The organism is Methanosarcina sp. WWM596, from assembly GCF_000969965.1.
Taxonomy (GTDB): domain Archaea; phylum Halobacteriota; class Methanosarcinia; order Methanosarcinales; family Methanosarcinaceae; genus Methanosarcina.
On the sequence record NZ_CP009503.1, the window covers coordinates 2,838,813 to 2,855,308 of the forward strand.

Below are 16,496 nucleotides of genomic sequence, written 5' to 3' on the forward strand. Positions count from 1 at the left end.
TAACTCTCTTTTTCAACATCATGCTTACACGTGAAGAAATCCTTGTAACCTATGAAGCTGGTCCTGAAGCAGTTATTGTTGAAATCCAAGGATATGAAGCTATCATGGAGAAACAAGCTTCTCATATTTCTGAACTTGAAGAACGTGTAAGAGTTTTAGAGGCTCGTTTGAATCAAAACAGCCAAAATAGCAGTAAACCTCCTTCTACTGATGTTTTTTGTAATGAGAAACCTAAACCTAAGGGTCGCCACACAAGTAGTGGCAAAAAAGCTGGTGGCCAAAAAGGTCATCCTGGAAAGACTTTTGAAATGGTTGAAAACCCTGATTAGGTCATAGTCCATTCACCGGACTGCTGCGAAAATTGTGGTCATCATCTTGAAGATACTGAAGTTGATGACTATGAACGCAGACAAGAAGCTGAAATTCCTCCTGCAAAAATCATATTTACTGAACATCGTTGTGAAATCAAGAAGTGTCCTCACTGTGGGAAAGTTAACAAAGGCTCTTTTCCAGAGTCTATAAAATTCCCAATTCAATATGGTCCTCGTCTTTTAGCCTCAATTCTGTATTTTAGGAACTATCAATTGATTCCTTATGAAAGGACTTGTGATTTAGTAGAGGATGTATACGGTATACGTATCAGCCCAGCTACCATAAAAAGAGCAGAAAAGAAATGTTTCCAGAACCTGAAACCTTTTGAAAAAGCTGTTATGGAACATCTATTAGCTTCCTATTCTGCACATTGTGATGAGACAGGAATGAGAATTTTAGGGACAAAATGGTGGCTTCATGTAGTATCAAATAGTCTATGGACCTACTATTTCGCACACCCAAAAAGAGGGACAGAAGCAATGGATGCTCTGGGATTTCTTCCGCAATACAAGGGAGTAGCAGTTCATGATGGGCTTGCTTCATACAACAAGTATGGATGTGAACATGCTCTGTGCAACGCTCATCTTAAAAGGGAACTTACTGGGATTGAAGAGAATTTTAAACAGCAATGGGCTAAAGAGATTAATGAACTCCTCAGTGAGATGAAAAAGTATACTGATGAATGCAGAGAGATGGAAATTCCAATAGATCCAGAAAAAGTTCGGGAATTCGAGGAAGTATACGATGCAATAATTCAAGACGGAATCGAGGAAAATCCACCACCTGAGCCCTCAAAAGATCAGGTGAAAAAGAGAGGAAGACCAGCACAAACAAAAGCAAAGAATCTCCTTGATAGGTTCATAATACACAAAGAACCGATTCTGAGATTCCTCAATAACCTGAGAGTTTCGTTTGATAACAATCAAGCAGAGCGAGACATCAGAATGATGAAGCTACAACAGAAAATTTCGGGAACTTTCCGAAGCATAGAAGGAGCGGTAGCTTTCTGCAGAATTAGGGCATACATATCCTCAATTAAAAAGAATGGCATGAATGTAATGGATGCTATTCTAGCGGCGCTCAATGGAGCGCCGCTATTATCCTGATAATTGCAGCACTTTGCTGAAAAAACGTCTTTTTATCAGTGGCTGAATAGTTACAATTTTGGAGGAATTATACCAACTAAAATTAGTAATCTCTACATTTTTCCCGGGAAGACCCGATTCAAACGGGAAGTACCAGGCAATAATTGCAATCAAAAATATTACTATTAAAATGCCTAAGCTTTTAAGGGCTTTTTTCGACAAAGGTTTTCTAATTAAGTAAAATGCAAGACCGATTCCTGTTAGAAGAATAAGGATAGTATAAATTGGCATGGAGGAAGAGGTTAGATTATCATCTCCTTTTTTATTATCTAAAAAAATATTCTCCTTGATAGTGTTATTTTTGTTTAAATTAGAGTAGAAGTAGAATATGCCGTACTCTTTATTAGAATTAAAAGTGTTGTTCGCAACAAGGTTATTGCTGGAATCTCCGATTGAAATGCCATTGGAATTGTTAGATAAAATGTTTCTAATTAAAGTATTTTTATCAGAAGCCAGGAGATAGATGCCTGAGTTTCCATTCTCTATGAAAATGTCATCTTTTAAGTTATTTGACTCGGATATCCATAAAAGAAAGCCGGATTGTTTGTTGTTACTGGCAACGTTATCTGCTATTACATTTTCATGAGAGACAGTTAGACAAAGCCCATATTTGTTCATGAAAAATTGGTTATTAGTTAAATTATTGGCATTTGATTTCCTGAGAGCAATTCCATAGTTTTCATTATTACTGGCATTGTTATTAACTAAAGTATTTTGATTTGATAGGTTCAAGTAAAGACCACGTTTATTTTCAGTGATGAGATTGTTCTTCAAATCGTTGCCCGCCGAATTAATTAGATAGATTCCATGCAAAGTGTTTGAAAATAGAGTATTATTTTCAATACTGCAGCCGGAAGAGGCATTTAGAACAATGCCATCCTGAAAATTTGAAATAATATTGTTTTGAATAAGTGAGTTATTGACGTTGTCTAAATAGATTCCTGAGATTTGACTTTCGTTGCTGTCTTCAAGAATTATCAAGCCGGTTATTTCAACATTGTTTGATTTAACGTGAATTACTGGTATAGAAGAAATGTCAGAGTTGAGAATCACGTCTTCTGGATTGTGAGAAATAGAACTGATTTTTAGTTGTTTATCGATAGTGAGAGTTTCCGAATAGTTCCCTTTATAAATCAGTATTGAGTCATTTTCCTGTGCAAAGTTTATTGCTTCCTGTATAGAAGAGAAATTACTGCTATTTTCATTATTAATATCTACAGTAATTGTAGTAGCAGATGCGCAGTTGATTGTGAAAATAATCAGCAGTATAGTAGAGATATTTTTGAATTCCATATGATCGCCTGCTTACTTATATCAAAAAAGAGAAATGAACTAATGATAGTTCACTTTAAATTTTTCATTTCATTCTCTTATCCCAAGAAGGAATATCCATTTGAATACAGATCACTTGACCCTATGAACTCATAAACATTTTCTTCATAGTTGAAGTTAGGACTATCTGTATCGTACCAATAAAGTGTATTTGTACCAGTCCAGGTGTTTGGATCGTTTAATAGGAAGTATGGGTCTATCGTGAACTACCACTCAGCTAAAGACTGAGTGGCTTCTTGGTTCATTCCTCCCTCTTTTGAGGGCAAGTCCCCAAGCTCATCCCCGTAGTTCCTACGGTGTCATAATCCAATTAGATTTTGATCTATTAGTGCAAATTTTTTGATGTTAATTGCGGCATTTATGTCTCTATCATGTTTGGTTTTACAGTCTGGACAAGTCCATTCTCTATCTTTTAACTGTAGTTCTTTATTGTGGTATCCACACACACTACAGAGCTTAGAAGAGGGTTCAAATTGTCCTATTCTCAAAACCGTCTTCCCCAACCATTCAGCTTTATACTCTAATTTTGTTACAAAGCTACTCCATGCGGAATCGCTTATAGCCTGTGCTAAATGATGATTCTTAACCATGCCTTTAACATTCAGAGTTTCCAGAGCTACAGCTTGGTTTTCGCTAACAAGTTTAAAAGAGAGTTTGTTCTGGAAGTCATTTCTCTGATTAGCTATTTTGTCATGGAGTACAGCAAGCCTCTTTTTGACTTTTGCCCTATTTTTAGAGCCTTTCTGTTTCCTTGATACTCTTTTCTGAAGTACTTTGAGTCTTTGAAGTGAGTTTTTCAGGTATTTAGGATTTTCAACCTTTTCACCTGTAGAAATGACTGCAAAATCCTTGATACCTACATCTATACCTACTGTTGTTGATTCTGTGAAAGCTTCCTTTACTGGAAATTCTTTTCCATCTTCAACAAGGATACTGATATAGTAATGACCTTTACAAGTCCTTGATACCGTAGCTGTTTTAAGTTCCCCTTCAAACCTTCTATGAAGAACCGCTTTAATGGGTTCTATTTTAGGAAGTTTGATAGTATTATTTTCAAAGTCTACAGTGTAATGTTGAGGTACAGGAAAAGATTGTATAGGATTCTTTTTTGATTTGAACTTTGGAAATCCTGTTTTTTCTCTAAAAAATCGAGTGAAAGCAGACTCAACCTGCTTAGTCATCCCCTGTAATGATTGAGAGTTAACTTCTCCTAACCACTCATTAGAAGCCTTTAGAGTAGGAATTAATTTGTTTAAGTCAAATCTGGATATTGATTTTCCTGTCTGCTCATAAGTTTTAATTTTCTGGTCAAGTGCCCAATTATAGACAAATCTACAGCTACCTATATGCTGATTCAACTGGACAGCTTGTGTAGTTGTAGGATAGAGTCTAAATTTGAACGCTTTCATCATACAAAGGTATGATATGCTTTAACAACATATATACTTTTTGGTAAATAGGAAGTATGAAACACGGAATCATAGCAAATTTTTGTTAATGTACCATGTTATTTTTGTTTGCAAATACCGAAAAGTCATACTTGAACCAATTAGCGAAGAACTCAAACAGATTATTATTGATATTTCAAAAGAGTCTAACTTTGAAATCCTTGAAATGGAAACTGACAAAGACCATATTCATTTCTTGATTAAGAGTGAGCCGAAAGTTAGCGTTTTGTCAATTGTCAGAAAATTGAAACAAGAATCTACTAACAGGTTATGGAAAACTCAAAAAGAATATCTGAAAAAATATTATTGGGGTGAAAATACGTTATGGAGTGACGGATATTTTGCGTCTACTATCGGTAATGTTAGCAAAGATGCGGCAGAATATTACATACGAAATCAGGGTTGAAGTTGACGCTTATATCCCCTGAGCTAAAGACTCAGGGGTTTTACGCTTCTTTATATAAAGTCCTCATCGTATCCTCTGAGAACTACTGCATGGCATGCACCCCATCTGCTATTTTCTACAAGATAGAAGGGTCTTCCATTATCTATCATACTTTTAATTGTACCAGTTGTATAAAGAAATGATCCAGTTCTAACACCTTTTGTCAAATGTATTCCTTCAGAATCAAGATAAGCTTTTGCTGTAGTAGTGCTCATTGGAGCATAATTATTATACACCCAAATATCCCATATTTCTGGGTGGTTGCCTGACCAGTATTCTTCAAGCATTGCAGCAGAAGTCTCACCACAAGCTTGGCTTGCAGCATCGTAATCTTGTTGGTTCCAATATATTTCCCATTGACTTCTTTGAGGAACAGTAATGAATTCACTGCTTTTGGTTGTTACAGTTGGATTAACATTTTCATACATGCTGATAGATGATCCCAGGAGCCCCAGATCACATTCGACCCCATTATTCATAACTTTTCCAACAAGACCTCCTGCTCCATCTTTATAGAACTCACCATGTAAGTTGTATTTTCCACTTTTATCTTGAAGATCTACATATGTTGCGTACATTTCTTTTGCGCCTTCATAGCGAGTCATTGTCATGTTGCCTACTTCAGAGCAAATAGGTTTGGCTCCTTCTGGAACATCCCATCCTATGAACACTTGAGTCGCTTCACCGGATAATTGAACTTTATCATTTTCTCCGTCAAGTGTGATTATGCCTTCAAGAACAACTTTGTTGTTCGTATCTATGGTTCCTGAAAGATTTGCCGTCACTGATTTTTTAGTAGTGTTTGATGTGCTCAAGTCAGTGATCTTTTTGTCATCTAGAGGAATTATCAGAACCCCATCTTTTTGGTCCATTGTTAAGGTAACTTGTTTGACATCTGAGCTATCAGACAATGTTTCTGCTTGGGCACTTACCATTGGTACAAATGTCATGCCTACCAGCATCATTGCCGCAAGTAGTGCGCCAATTTCAAATTTTCTATTTGCAACCATTCTTTTACCTCGTGATTTTACTCCAGAGGCAGGATCAGACAAGCTTTAAATATTCACAAAGCTATCACTAACTCATGCCTCCGGGCAATGTGGAGTTCAAATCCACTCTGGAAAGTTCGTTTGAACTTCACATCCAAAAATCTCTTTTAATTTTCTCCTATACATTAATTACGACGATGAATATTCATCAGTCTGATTAACATTCACTCAACCGATCAGCTTTTTCATCGAAATAATGGAGGTTCAGAGTTCTGATTGACGGCAGGAATTCGACCTCACTTTTAGCAAATAATCTGAATATTCTTTTCTTCACTAAACCATAAAATTGGCAAAAGTGATATCAATATACATGCCTGACAGAAGATAAAAAGAATATATTGTGTTAGAACAATTCAATAAGAAAGTAAGAAAAAAATCTGTAGATGTGGCGACAGGAAATGAGCGGCTTCAAAATATATAGGGAGATGGGAGATGACGTCCAGGCAATATACAGGTCAAGACTTATAACCGAGATCCTTTTATCGTTATACGAAAGCAGCAGAAAGCTTTCCCAGTTGCGTGAGATTACCAGGAGTACATCCCAGGCAATAATTCCAAAACTCAGAAAACTCGAAGCGGATCATCTGATAGAAACAAAAGAACACGAGTACTACCTGACTCAAACAGGAAAAATTGTGGCTTCAAGATTATCTAATTCTTTTGCAACAGTAGGAACAATTAATAAGTTTAAGCATTTCTGGTTGAGACATTACCTCGAAGAAATTCCAAGTCCTCTGTTAAAAGAAATCGGATGTCTTTATGAGTCTGAAATCCTCAAGAATCGAGGCATGGAGATCCTTAATGTCTATAATAACCAGTTAAAAATGATTAAAGAAGCAGATCATATATACGGTATATCGTCCGCGGTAACCGAAGGATATGCCGATTCTATTTCTGAAAGGGTGAAAGAAGGAATCCCTATTGAGCTTATAGTTCCTCTTCATGTTGCAGGAGAGTTGAAGCTATCACCTTACGTAGAAAAACTAGCCGCACTGAAAAATTATGAAAACTTCAAATTAATGGTCATGGATGAAGATATAAAAGTTGGGCTCATTGTTACAGACAAACACCTTTCTCTGAGCCTGTACAAAAAAGAAGGTATTGAGTACGACATAAGCACAGGCTTGTTCATTTCTGACTCGAAGGCCATTGAATGGGGAGAGAGGCTTTTCTGGTATTGTAAAGGGAAGGCAGACTTCACAAAATTTCAGTGATGTAGAAACTTGTTAGAAAATAACTGGATAGTCACCTTCTCAAACCGTATATACCATTATCAGTATTGGATCCTCATTTTCCGAATCTATATCTATGACAGCGGTGCTCCAGCGATGTAAGGATACTGGAATGTTTTTCTCTTCAAACTCATTATCCAGTGTAATCTTGAATGTATATTTTTTCATTCCAGTAGAATATTGAAGACCGGACGGTTTTGCTTCTGAAGCCCTTTCACCAGGATAAAGCTTGTATGATTCTTTGAATATGGAACTGTTGTGTGAGTCCAATATTTCTACAGTTACTTCATGGGTCCCTGCATCATTATTTCTGATTTCAAAAAAATTAGGTAAAGCCGGACCACCCAGAAGAAATATCAATGCATAATAACCCAAAATTGCAACTATGGGTATGATCATCAAGAAGAGAAGTATTTTTCTGATATTTTGCATTTGAAATTCCTCTATAATAGAAGGAGATTAGTAAATCTCCTTCTTAGCCAGTATTCGTTTTGTGGATAATTCTTGTTACTCTGCGAATATATTCCTGTTGATTTCTCGGATACCATTGATCGGCAAATTTGGAATACGATCAATCAGCAATTTTATACCGAGATTATCCCAAAACCAATTTTGTTCCTATCCCAATAAGAATTTTAGAACCATTTCCAAGATAAGGAACTCAAATTATTTTTTGGAAGTAGATGTTTTGAGTCAAATATTGGTTTTTGGGGGTTTGCTCACCTACAACTGAAGACTCAGTTGTATATGCCATATTTACTGTACTCCAGCACGAACTGCACCATATATTTGTTCCAGCATAAGCCCATGCATAGTTCATAGATTACACAAAATGCAAGAATCAATATGAAATTCATTGGTCATCGGTTAAGGAGTTTTCTTGCCCGAAAGCTATCGATTTTGTACCATAAATCGATCTCAAACTTTGCCCTCTTTTCCTAAAATCGATACTCTGCTCCAGCCTATATTATATTAAAATTTTAGATAACTGTTGTAGAAATAGGGCAATTTATTATGGTTTCTTTCTTAACCGAAGACACATGAGATGAAATTTTGAGTTTAGCTTTCCCATGCTTCAGCAGGTTACACGGTTACTATTCCCATACTTATTGGAGAGTTGGAATCCTTCACTTCATCTATATCTATAACCACTGAATTCCAAGGATGTGGGAGTATTCTGCAGTTATCTGTGATTTCATTATCTAAACTAACTTTAAATTCATACACTCCCTCTGCCCAATACGTATATTTTCCTTTGGACCACGGCATCGACCATCGAAGCAGCAGCCATGATGATTTGGGTTGTGCTATATGCTCTTCGGGAGCCAGTTCATACGTTTCTTTGAATATAGATTCATTATACGAATCAAATACTTCAACTGTTATTTCGTGACTCTGAAGATCATTATTATATACATAAAATAGAGGTGCTGGAGGTCCAACCAATAAAAATGGGAAAACAACGAAATAGCTCAGCAAAATCAATATTAAAATTCCTAAAAAAATGAGTATTTTTCGATAGTTTTTAATATTTATACCTCCGTAAAAACTTGACATATGACTTTTTTCAAGTGAGAAATATTAAAAAGAGGGATTTACCCCTCAGTATTTAATTCCATATACCGTTCTCTACAACGCTATTGCATGAACTGCACCATATGTTTGTACCGCCATAAGCCCATGCATAGTTCATAATACACTCAGGATGTTCGTATGCGAAGTAACCTCCGTCATCAGCATCGAAATTATGGGAAACTTCATGCTGAACAATGCTATCATGCGACCAATCTACACCATCTGCAGTGTCCGCACATATAGCAAAAGGTCCATTTGTACTAATATCACATCTAAAAGCTCTGCCATTATTGTCCATGTTATGTGTCCAGCCAATCACCATATCATTCTCAGAGTCTCTTACCCAGCCAGTATCTTCTTTTAAATCATAAAGAGCAGACTGAGTGCTATCGGCCGGATTGACATCACTAGCATCCCAATAATTCCAATACCAGTAAACATTAACTCCAATGCCGAAATTTTCAAATCTATACAATGCATTGTGAGTATCCTGAGTAATAGCTTCTGTTGGCCTATGTCGTGAATCTGTTGCTACAAAAACGTATTCGTTTATGATTCCATTTATTGCATATGGGTTTACACCGACAGATAATGTGGAAAATAAAGTATCTCTTGTAAGATCCCCCATCTCTATTTGCATTTCTTTTTCTGAAGCATCGGTTTCTAAAGTCAATGTTCCACTCTCAACCAATTTATTTGCTTCTTCTTTGGGAAGAGCATAACCATTGACAACATCAATTTTAGGATTTGCCGGATCTACTCCATATTTTTGGATGTATTTTTCTCTGGCCCCATCTATTATGGCAAACATCTCTTCATGGCTTATCATCAGATCATAATCGTCTCCTTCTTTAAAACCTTCAGGAGGTTTGCCAGTCTCACTTGCTATAACTCTCAAGTTACTGTCCAAAATAGTTAATTCTAAGTAGTAAGGCAGTTCATTATTCGCAAAGTCCAAATCGTTTTCAGTTATATTGTATTTTCTATAGAGATCTTTTAGTTCGACTTCGGTATAGCTTATGCTATTCTCTGTTATAACTTTATTAGAATTTTCATCAATATGCCCACTTACTGCTGGCACAAACACCATGCCTACCAGCATCATTGCAGCAAATAGTGAGCCAATCCAAAATTTTCTGTTTGCAATCATTCTTTCACCTCGTGATTTTATTCCCGAGGCAAGAACAGACAAATCTTAAGTACTCTTAAAGCTATCATTTCCTTGCCTCAGGGCATGTGAAGTTCAAATGTGCTCTGGAAAGTTTGTTTGAACTTCACATTCAAAAATATCTCATAATATTCTCCTATACATTTATTACGGTGATGAATTTTTCATCAGCCTGATTAACATTCATTAAACCAATCATTTTTTTCATCAAAAATAACGAAATTTCAGAGCTCTAACTGGCGTCAGAAATTCGATCTTACTTTTAGCAAATAATCTTGAGGTTATTTTCTTCACTAAACCATAAAATTAACAAAACGACAACAACATGCATATCCCAACAAAAGAAAAGAATATATTATGTCAAAACAATTTAATAAGAAAATGAGGAAAAAATCTGTAGATGTGGCGACCGGAAATGAACGGCTTCGAAATTTATAAAAAGATGGATGATGACGTTCAGGCAATATATAGGTCAAGAATTCTAACAGAGATACTTCTATCATTAAACGAGGGAAGCAGAAAGCTTTCCCAGTTACGCGAAATTACCGGGAGCACGTCTCAGGCACTGATTCCGAAGCTCAGGAAACTCGAAGCGGATCATCTGATAGAAACAAAAGAACATGAGTATTTCCTGACTCAAACGGGAAAAATTGTGGCTTCAGGAATAGCTGACTCTTTTGTAACATTTTGGACGATTAATAAGTTTAAGCATTTCTGGTTGAGACATTACCTCGAAGGAATTCCAAGTCCTCTGTTAAAAGAAATAGGATGTCTTTATGAGTCTGAAGTCCTCAAGAATCGAGGCATGAAGATCCTTAATGTCTACAATAACCAGTTAAGAATGCTTAAAGAAGCAGATCATATATACGGTATATCGTCCGTGGTAACCAAAGGATATGCTGATTCTATTTCTGAAAGAGTAAAAGAAGGAATCTCTATTGAGCTTATAGTTCCTTTTCATGTTGCAGAAGAATTGAAGCAATCACCTTACGTAGAAAAACTAGCCGCATTGAAAAGTTATAAGAATTTTAAGTTAATGCTTATGAATGAAGATATAAAAGTTGGGCTTATTGTTACAGATAAACGCCTTTCTCTGAATCTGTACAAAAAAGAAGGCGTTGAGTACGACATAAGCACAGGACTATTCAGTTCTGACTCGAAGGCCATTGAATGGGGAGAGAGGCTTTTCTGGTATTGTAAAGGGAAGGCAGACTTCACAAAATTTCAGTGATGTAGAACTTGTTAGAAAATAACTGGATAGTCACCTTCTCAAACCGTATATACCATTATCATTATTGGATCCTCGTTTTCCCAATCCATATCTATGACAGCGGTGCTCCAGCGATGTAAGGATATTGGAATGTTTTTCTCTTCAATTCCGTTATCCAGTGTAATCTTGAATGTATATTTTTTCATTCCAGTAGAATATTGAAGACCGGACGGTTTTGCTTCTGAAGCCCTTTCACCAGGATAAAGCTTGTATGATTCTTTGAACATGGAACTCTAAACAGTAGAAGTATTTTGATTTATTTCTGTAACCGTCTCAACGACTACTTCTTTTTCTTCATCAACCAGGAAATCTACTATCTTGTTTCCAGACTGAATTCTCAAAGCGGGAGCACATCCTGGGCCATCATAATTCTCAGACGTTGGATGACAGGAATAAGTCACTCCCATTATTGTCCCTCCTTCCTGAATTAACTGTCTCGCACGGTTGTCTTTGAGTGCGATTTTAGCTATATTAGAAGCATCTGTTTTGAGCCATTCTGACTCCGATTCGTCATAAGGTGGAAGTACTTCAATCACAGAGTAATTAATATCTAAATTATCTACTCCTTCGCTTACAGATGTATTAGTACTATCTGATGTCTGAGAAGAATTCTCAATCGATTCTTGGCCTATACATCCAGCGAAGCTACAGATAAGCAAAAAAATAGTCAGGAAAATAACTTTAAATTTATTATTTTTAATACAAAAAGAGTCTGCGAACAAGTTCTTTTCTTTTATATATATTCCTCCTTATTTACCTTATTCTTTAATTTTTTGATCGTGCGTTAGTAGTTGGTTGATATTTTGTCTTTGAGTATTTTGCTTTTAGTTGCATGTGTTTTCTAAGCTTACTGTGTATAGGAAATTGAGTGTACATAAAGCAGAAAATGAGGGCGGAAAGAGAATATGTGAGCACTCTGGAAAACATCAACTGATTATTGTTGGACCTCCAATTTTTTGGGAGACAAAATAAAATATAAAAGATAATGGTATAATTTATATCTGCATTATCTTTTATATTTTTATATAGCTTTAATCATGTTTTCAACTTAACTTGAGATGATGAATAAATAACAACATCTAGTCCAGTAATAGCAGAAGGTATACCAGAACCATACCTTTCATCCCAAGAAACGGTGACTGTGTTATCATCTGTATCCTTGAACAACATATTGTAGAAAGTTGTATCACTTGGCAAATCAGCATTATCATCTACATTATATGTTTCCAGCGTTGTGAACACATCGAGGTTTGTATCATCAGCATCTGTAGAATAAATATACACCAAGTTGTTGTCCGTAACATCTTCAAAGCCGATGTACCATCTGTTATGATAATCATCCCATAGCATAAGACCTTCAATCGTGTCACCAACATCGACATTAATCCTAGAGCTATGGAAAAAAACACCATTTGCACCACTCCATGATGCACCCGTCCATCGATCACTACCGGCCTGATTCCACTCTAAAACTGGTTGAATGATCCCACTTTCGCCATAAGGTTCAATAGCATTAAAAAGGAAGTCTACTACATCATCGTCTGGATTTGAAGGTTCTGAAGGAACAGTCCAGTATGCTCTAAACATTGAAAGATCATCAATATTTCTATCGACAGAGTACTCAATCCATCCATCAAAAGCTGGAATTGTTTCAGTTTTCTTATTGCCATCATTGATTATAGTAAGGATTCTTACTCCGTTATTGTGAACATTAGTAATGTTTCCTTTTGTATTAATCTCAGATCCAGATGGGATTTCAAACACATGCGTTGCTGCTTTCATTCCAGATGGTGTAGAAACATTACCAGATTCTTCATCAATTGCAAAGAAAGACTGTTTCCCCTCAGAATCAAAAACGGTAGTTTTTCCATCAGATGAATAGTGAACTATTGATCCATTTTGAATATTGTGCAATAAATTATCGTTGTTAACACTAAATTCAGAATTAATAACTTTCTTTTTGCCGGAATCATTGAATTTCAATAGCGATCGTTGAAAATCGTTTTCTTCAGCTGCACATACTGCCGGCGTAAATGCAACGCCTAATATTAGCATTGCTACAAGCAGCGTTCCAAGTTTATTTTTGTTCATTTCTTTTAACCTCTTTACTTTACTCCAGAGGCAGAATCAGGCAAACCTTAAGTACTCTTAAAGCTATCATTTCCTTGCCTCAGGGCATGTGAAGTTCAAATGTGCTCTGGAAAGTTTGTTTGAACTTCACATTCAAAAATCTCTCTTAATCTTCTCCTATACATTTATTACGGTGATGAATTTTTCATCAGCCTGATTAACATTAATTAAACCAATCCTCTTTTTCATCAAAAATAACGAAATTTCAGAGCTTTAACTGACGTCTGAAATTCGACCCATTTTTAACAAATAATCTGGAGACTCTTTTCTTCACTAATCCATAAAATTAACAAAACGACAACAACATGCATGTCCCAACAAAAGAAAAGAATATAAGATGTTAAAACAATTTAATAAGAAAGTGAGGAGAAAATCTGTAGATGCGACGACAAGAAATGAATAGCTTCGAAATTTATAAAAAGATGGATGATGACGTTCAGGCAATATATAGATCAAGACTTCTAACAGAGATACTTCTATCATTAAACGAGGGCAGCAGAAAGCTTTCCCAATTACGTGAAATTACCGGAAGCACGTCTCAGGCAATAATCCCAAAGCTCAGGAAACTCGAAGCGGATCATCTGATAGAAACAAAAGAACATGAGTATTTCCTGACATCAGCAGGAAAAATTGTGGCTTCAGGAATAGCTGACTCTTTTGTAACATTTTGGACAATTAATAAATTTAAACATTTCTGGTTAAGACATTATCTCGAAGGAATTCCAAATCCTCTGTTAAAAGAAATAGGATGTCTTCATGAGTCTGAAGTCCTCAAGAATCGAGGCACGGAAATCCTTAACGTCTACAACAACCAGTTAAAAATGATTAAAGAAGCAGATCATATATACGGTATATCGTCCGCGGTAACCGAAGGATATGCCGATTCTATTTCTGAAAGGGTGAAAGAAGGAATCCCTATTGAGCTTATAGTTCCTCTTCATGTTGCAGGAGAGTTGAAGCTATCACCTTACGTAGAAAAACTAGCCGCACTGAAAAATTATGAAAACTTCAAATTAATGGTCATGGATGAATATAGAAAAGTTGGGCTCATTGTTACAGACAAACACCTTTCTCTGAGCCTGTACAAAAAAGAAGGTATTGAGTACGACATAAGCACAGGCTTGTTCAGTTCTGACTCGAAGGCCATTGAATGGGGAGAGAGGCTTTTCTGGTATTGTAAAGGGAAGGCAGACTTCACAAAATTTCAGTGATGTAGAACTTGTTAGAAAATAACTGGATAGTCACCTTCTCAAACCGTATATACCATTATCATTATTGGATCCTCGTTTTCCCAATCCATATCTATGACAGCGGTGCTCCAGCGATTCAGAGATACTGAAGTTGAGCTGATCCCAAAACTCAAGATCTCTTTTCTAAACCTCATGTTCTGAAAATCAATGAGTTTCTGATTATGAAAAAACTTTGGTAACTATTCAGAGTATAGTTAGCGGCGCTCCATTGAGCACCGCGAGAACTCTGAATAGTTACATAGAAATAATCACATACTTTCATGCCAAAGAGGAACAAAAGATTAGAACTCTTTCGAATTTAATTTCTTGAATAATCAAAAAGCAACATTTCTCCTGAATGTGCGTCAAACCATACTGAAGCAGGTAAGTCATCGTCCTTTGCAAAACTTGAATCCATGAATCGGATACACCATGCCAGATGAGTTTTATCTTCATCGTCCTCTTTCCAGACAAGATTCGATGAAATAATTTTTACAGTACTTGCTTTTTCTTCTCCTATAGGTGGCTCGTTACTCATGAATTCTTTGAGAATCTCAACTGCTTTTTCATCCGTAATGCTTGGTTCAGTATCAATGAGTGCTATCTCTTCCTCATTCATAGACCATCTTTTGCGATAGCTTGAAACTTCGCCTGTTTCTGCATTGATCCTGAGCTGTATTCCATCAGAAACAGAAGGTATTCCCCTGATAATTCTTGCGTAGCTAATTCTGTAGGTTCCAGGGACATCATCAGCATTAGGTCCTATGTAGTTTACATGTTCAAACTCAAGATCATTAATTTTATCTGCTGAAACCCTGGATTCGATATATTCTTCTGCTATTTCCAGAGCAGCATCTTTGCTTATATTGTCTCTGCCCTGTACATTCTTTGATCCATCGTATACAAAAAGTTGTTCTCCATTAGAGGCATCTATTCCTGAAAAGATGCTTTTTCCATTAGTTGTTTTTGAGCTTACTCGCCAGATTATCCCAAAATTTTCATCATCAATCAATTCTCCATTGATAGATTCATCGGTTACTTCCGAATTTTCTGAGATTAGCTTGTTTTTTGCATCCTCAAAACTGATATTTACGTCTGCAATTGAAGGATCAAGGTATTTTGTTTGCTTTGCATCTTCTTTCGTAAAGATTATTCCTCCATCTTCAGAAGCAAAAGCCACAAATATTGCACTTGCCAGTGCCAAAGTCAAGATTAAAATTTGACCATATTTCATAATCCTCTCTCCTTTAAGTTCTTAAACACAAGTTTGAATTTCCTATAAACCTGTTATCGGCAACATCTGTTGAATAGTCAAATTCCTCTTCTACCTCGTCTTCCGCATAGGCGGCGGCTTCATAAACAGTGACATCAGTGAAAGTAGCTGCATCAAAGAATGCAGAAGAAAAGCGGGAAGAAGCTAAGGTGCGAACGCTGCCTTTAAACCCAAAATAGGTATCAAAACCGTTGTTAATAAACGCGTTTCCTAGATCTGTGTATTTTGCAGAGTAACATGCCCCTGCAAACATGAACCCTCCGTCTCTTTCGTCCATCCAATTGTTCACCCCCGTACTAGATAGACCGCTATCATCTTTGAATATTAAATAAGATGTATCAAAAACTGTTCCACCATGAGTTTCGATTAAAACAACATTCACATCAGTTGTATCATCAAGTAAATTGATACCGTTTACAAAATCTTGAGCACTCGCAGATCCGGACGTCCTATCTGCAATTAAAATTATATCAGGAATTAAAAAAAGATCATTTCTGATTTCGGTAAATCTTGCATTGATGTAATAAATTTCATACTCTATAAGATCTCCAAATTGGGTTCGGCTTCTGTCTAACATAGCATCCGGATCCGCAGAAGCTGGCGCAGCAAACAAAAGTAGCAATAAACAAATTGTATATAATTTTAAATTCGTTCTTTTTCTACTCATTTCTTATTTACCTCGTGATTTTACTCAAGAGGCAAGATCAAGCAAGCTTTAAATATCCACAAAGCTATCATTTCCTTGCCTCAGGGCATGTGAAGTTCAAATATGCTCTGGAAGGTTTGTTTGAACTTCACATTCAAAAATCTCTCTTAATCTTCTCCTAT

Annotated in this window: 15 protein-coding genes and 1 pseudogene; 5 read left to right on the forward strand and 11 right to left on the reverse strand. The window is 36.3% G+C overall.

Translation table 11 applies throughout. From position 1 onward, the window contains the following. Positions 1–20 precede the first annotated feature (20 nt). Positions 21–1,478 (forward strand): annotated as a pseudogene (gene tnpC / locus MSWHS_RS12515) (IS66 family transposase). Here tnpC and MSWHS_RS12520 read toward each other — a convergent pair. Both MSWHS_RS12520 and tnpB read right to left on the reverse strand, forming a co-directional pair. Next, positions 1,470–2,810, reverse strand: coding sequence for a nitrous oxide reductase family maturation protein NosD (locus MSWHS_RS12520; RefSeq protein WP_048159148.1), 1,341 nt, complete (start codon positions 2,808–2,810; stop codon positions 1,470–1,472). The pseudogene tnpC and the gene MSWHS_RS12520 sit on opposite strands and share 9 nt — an antisense overlap. A gap of 338 nt (positions 2,811–3,148) precedes the next feature. Next, entirely contained in the window at positions 3,149–4,261 is a 1,113-nt protein-coding gene (gene tnpB / locus MSWHS_RS12525) for an IS200/IS605 family element RNA-guided endonuclease TnpB (RefSeq protein ID WP_048129679.1), read from the reverse strand. Positions 4,262–4,289: 28 nt separating this feature from the next. Between tnpB and tnpA the strand changes: the two genes are divergently transcribed. Then, complete coding sequence (tnpA, locus tag MSWHS_RS12530; protein WP_156148203.1) at positions 4,290–4,703, forward strand: IS200/IS605 family transposase; 414 nt, start codon at positions 4,290–4,292, stop codon at positions 4,701–4,703. 50 nt (positions 4,704–4,753) lie between these two features. Here tnpA and MSWHS_RS12535 read toward each other — a convergent pair whose 3' ends face one another. Further along, positions 4,754–5,752 (reverse strand): C39 family peptidase, encoded by a 999-nt coding sequence (locus tag MSWHS_RS12535; RefSeq protein WP_048159149.1) that lies wholly within the window; start codon positions 5,750–5,752, stop codon positions 4,754–4,756. Between the two features lie 437 nt (positions 5,753–6,189). Between MSWHS_RS12535 and MSWHS_RS12540 the strand changes: the two genes are divergently transcribed. Further along, positions 6,190–7,005 carry a winged helix-turn-helix domain-containing protein gene (locus MSWHS_RS12540; RefSeq protein WP_048159150.1) on the forward strand — a complete coding sequence of 272 codons (816 nt, stop codon included), beginning with the start codon at positions 6,190–6,192 and terminating at the stop codon, positions 7,003–7,005. A gap of 39 nt (positions 7,006–7,044) precedes the next feature. On the opposite strand, the gene MSWHS_RS21025 is transcribed toward MSWHS_RS12540, so the two are convergent. The 3 genes from MSWHS_RS21025 to MSWHS_RS18570 all read right to left on the reverse strand — a co-directional run bounded on the left by MSWHS_RS21025 (position 7,045) and on the right by MSWHS_RS18570 (position 9,748). After that, positions 7,045–7,455, reverse strand: a complete 411-nt coding sequence (locus MSWHS_RS21025) for a hypothetical protein (RefSeq protein WP_197073934.1) — start codon at positions 7,453–7,455, stop codon at positions 7,045–7,047. 651 nt (positions 7,456–8,106) lie between these two features. Then, positions 8,107–8,580: a hypothetical protein gene (locus tag MSWHS_RS12550; protein WP_052722715.1), complete on the reverse strand. Its 474-nt coding sequence runs from the start codon at positions 8,578–8,580 to the stop codon at positions 8,107–8,109. Between the two features lie 52 nt (positions 8,581–8,632). After that, positions 8,633–9,748 (reverse strand): M12 family metallo-peptidase, encoded by a 1,116-nt coding sequence (locus MSWHS_RS18570; RefSeq protein WP_052722716.1) that lies wholly within the window; start codon positions 9,746–9,748, stop codon positions 8,633–8,635. Between the two features lie 433 nt (positions 9,749–10,181). Between MSWHS_RS18570 and MSWHS_RS12560 the strand changes: the two genes are divergently transcribed. After that, positions 10,182–10,997: a winged helix-turn-helix domain-containing protein gene (locus MSWHS_RS12560; RefSeq protein ID WP_048159151.1), complete on the forward strand. Its 816-nt coding sequence runs from the start codon at positions 10,182–10,184 to the stop codon at positions 10,995–10,997. A 38-nt stretch (positions 10,998–11,035) separates the two neighbouring features. On the opposite strand, the gene MSWHS_RS12565 is transcribed toward MSWHS_RS12560, so the two are convergent. The 3 genes from MSWHS_RS12565 to MSWHS_RS12575 form a co-directional block, all read right to left on the reverse strand. Beyond that, positions 11,036–11,263: a hypothetical protein gene (locus MSWHS_RS12565; protein WP_048129667.1), complete on the reverse strand. Its 228-nt coding sequence runs from the start codon at positions 11,261–11,263 to the stop codon at positions 11,036–11,038. A gap of 6 nt (positions 11,264–11,269) precedes the next feature. Further along, a complete protein-coding gene (locus MSWHS_RS12570; RefSeq protein ID WP_048130631.1) occupies positions 11,270–11,695 on the reverse strand; it encodes a hypothetical protein in 426 nt (141 codons plus the stop codon). Between the two features lie 376 nt (positions 11,696–12,071). Beyond that, positions 12,072–13,127, reverse strand: a complete 1,056-nt coding sequence (locus MSWHS_RS12575) for a hypothetical protein (protein ID WP_048129665.1) — start codon at positions 13,125–13,127, stop codon at positions 12,072–12,074. 434 nt (positions 13,128–13,561) lie between these two features. Between MSWHS_RS12575 and MSWHS_RS12580 the strand changes: the two genes are divergently transcribed. After that, on the forward strand, positions 13,562–14,377 hold the full coding sequence (locus MSWHS_RS12580) for a winged helix-turn-helix domain-containing protein (RefSeq protein WP_048159152.1): 816 nt from the start codon (positions 13,562–13,564) through the stop codon (positions 14,375–14,377). Positions 14,378–14,714: 337 nt separating this feature from the next. Here the strand turns inward: MSWHS_RS12580 and MSWHS_RS12585 are convergent, their stop codons facing one another. Together MSWHS_RS12585 and MSWHS_RS12590 are read right to left on the reverse strand one after the other, a co-directional pair. After that, positions 14,715–15,629, reverse strand: coding sequence for a YcdB/YcdC domain-containing protein (locus MSWHS_RS12585; protein WP_231585420.1), 915 nt, complete (start codon positions 15,627–15,629; stop codon positions 14,715–14,717). 13 nt (positions 15,630–15,642) lie between these two features. Next, the gene (locus MSWHS_RS12590; protein ID WP_048159153.1) at positions 15,643–16,335 is read right to left on the reverse strand and encodes a hypothetical protein; all 693 of its coding nucleotides are present in this window, start codon (positions 16,333–16,335) and stop codon (positions 15,643–15,645) included. Positions 16,336–16,496: the final 161 nt, after the last annotated feature.

What these genes read in the sequence shown, in the direction of transcription:
- tnpB (WP_048129679.1), bottom strand. Translation starts at nt 4,261, where the DNA reads ATGATGAAAGCGTTCAAATTTAGACTCTATCCTACAACTACACAAGCT.
- MSWHS_RS21025 (WP_197073934.1), bottom strand. Translation starts at nt 7,455, where the DNA reads ATGCAAAATATCAGAAAAATACTTCTCTTCTTGATGATCATACCCATA.
- MSWHS_RS12565 (WP_048129667.1), bottom strand. Translation starts at nt 11,263, where the DNA reads ATGTTCAAAGAATCATACAAGCTTTATCCTGGTGAAAGGGCTTCAGAA.
- MSWHS_RS12535 (WP_048159149.1), bottom strand. Translation starts at nt 5,752, where the DNA reads ATGGTTGCAAATAGAAAATTTGAAATTGGCGCACTACTTGCGGCAATG.
- MSWHS_RS12580 (WP_048159152.1), top strand. Translation starts at nt 13,562, where the DNA reads ATGAATAGCTTCGAAATTTATAAAAAGATGGATGATGACGTTCAGGCA.
- MSWHS_RS12540 (WP_048159150.1), top strand. Translation starts at nt 6,190, where the DNA reads ATGAGCGGCTTCAAAATATATAGGGAGATGGGAGATGACGTCCAGGCA.
- MSWHS_RS12590 (WP_048159153.1), bottom strand. Translation starts at nt 16,335, where the DNA reads ATGAGTAGAAAAAGAACGAATTTAAAATTATATACAATTTGTTTATTG.
- MSWHS_RS12560 (WP_048159151.1), top strand. Translation starts at nt 10,182, where the DNA reads ATGAACGGCTTCGAAATTTATAAAAAGATGGATGATGACGTTCAGGCA.
- MSWHS_RS12550 (WP_052722715.1), bottom strand. Translation starts at nt 8,580, where the DNA reads ATGTCAAGTTTTTACGGAGGTATAAATATTAAAAACTATCGAAAAATA.
- MSWHS_RS12585 (WP_231585420.1), bottom strand. Translation starts at nt 15,629, where the DNA reads ATGAAATATGGTCAAATTTTAATCTTGACTTTGGCACTGGCAAGTGCA.
- MSWHS_RS12575 (WP_048129665.1), bottom strand. Translation starts at nt 13,127, where the DNA reads ATGAACAAAAATAAACTTGGAACGCTGCTTGTAGCAATGCTAATATTA.
- MSWHS_RS12520 (WP_048159148.1), bottom strand. Translation starts at nt 2,810, where the DNA reads ATGGAATTCAAAAATATCTCTACTATACTGCTGATTATTTTCACAATC.
- MSWHS_RS18570 (WP_052722716.1), bottom strand. Translation starts at nt 9,748, where the DNA reads ATGATTGCAAACAGAAAATTTTGGATTGGCTCACTATTTGCTGCAATG.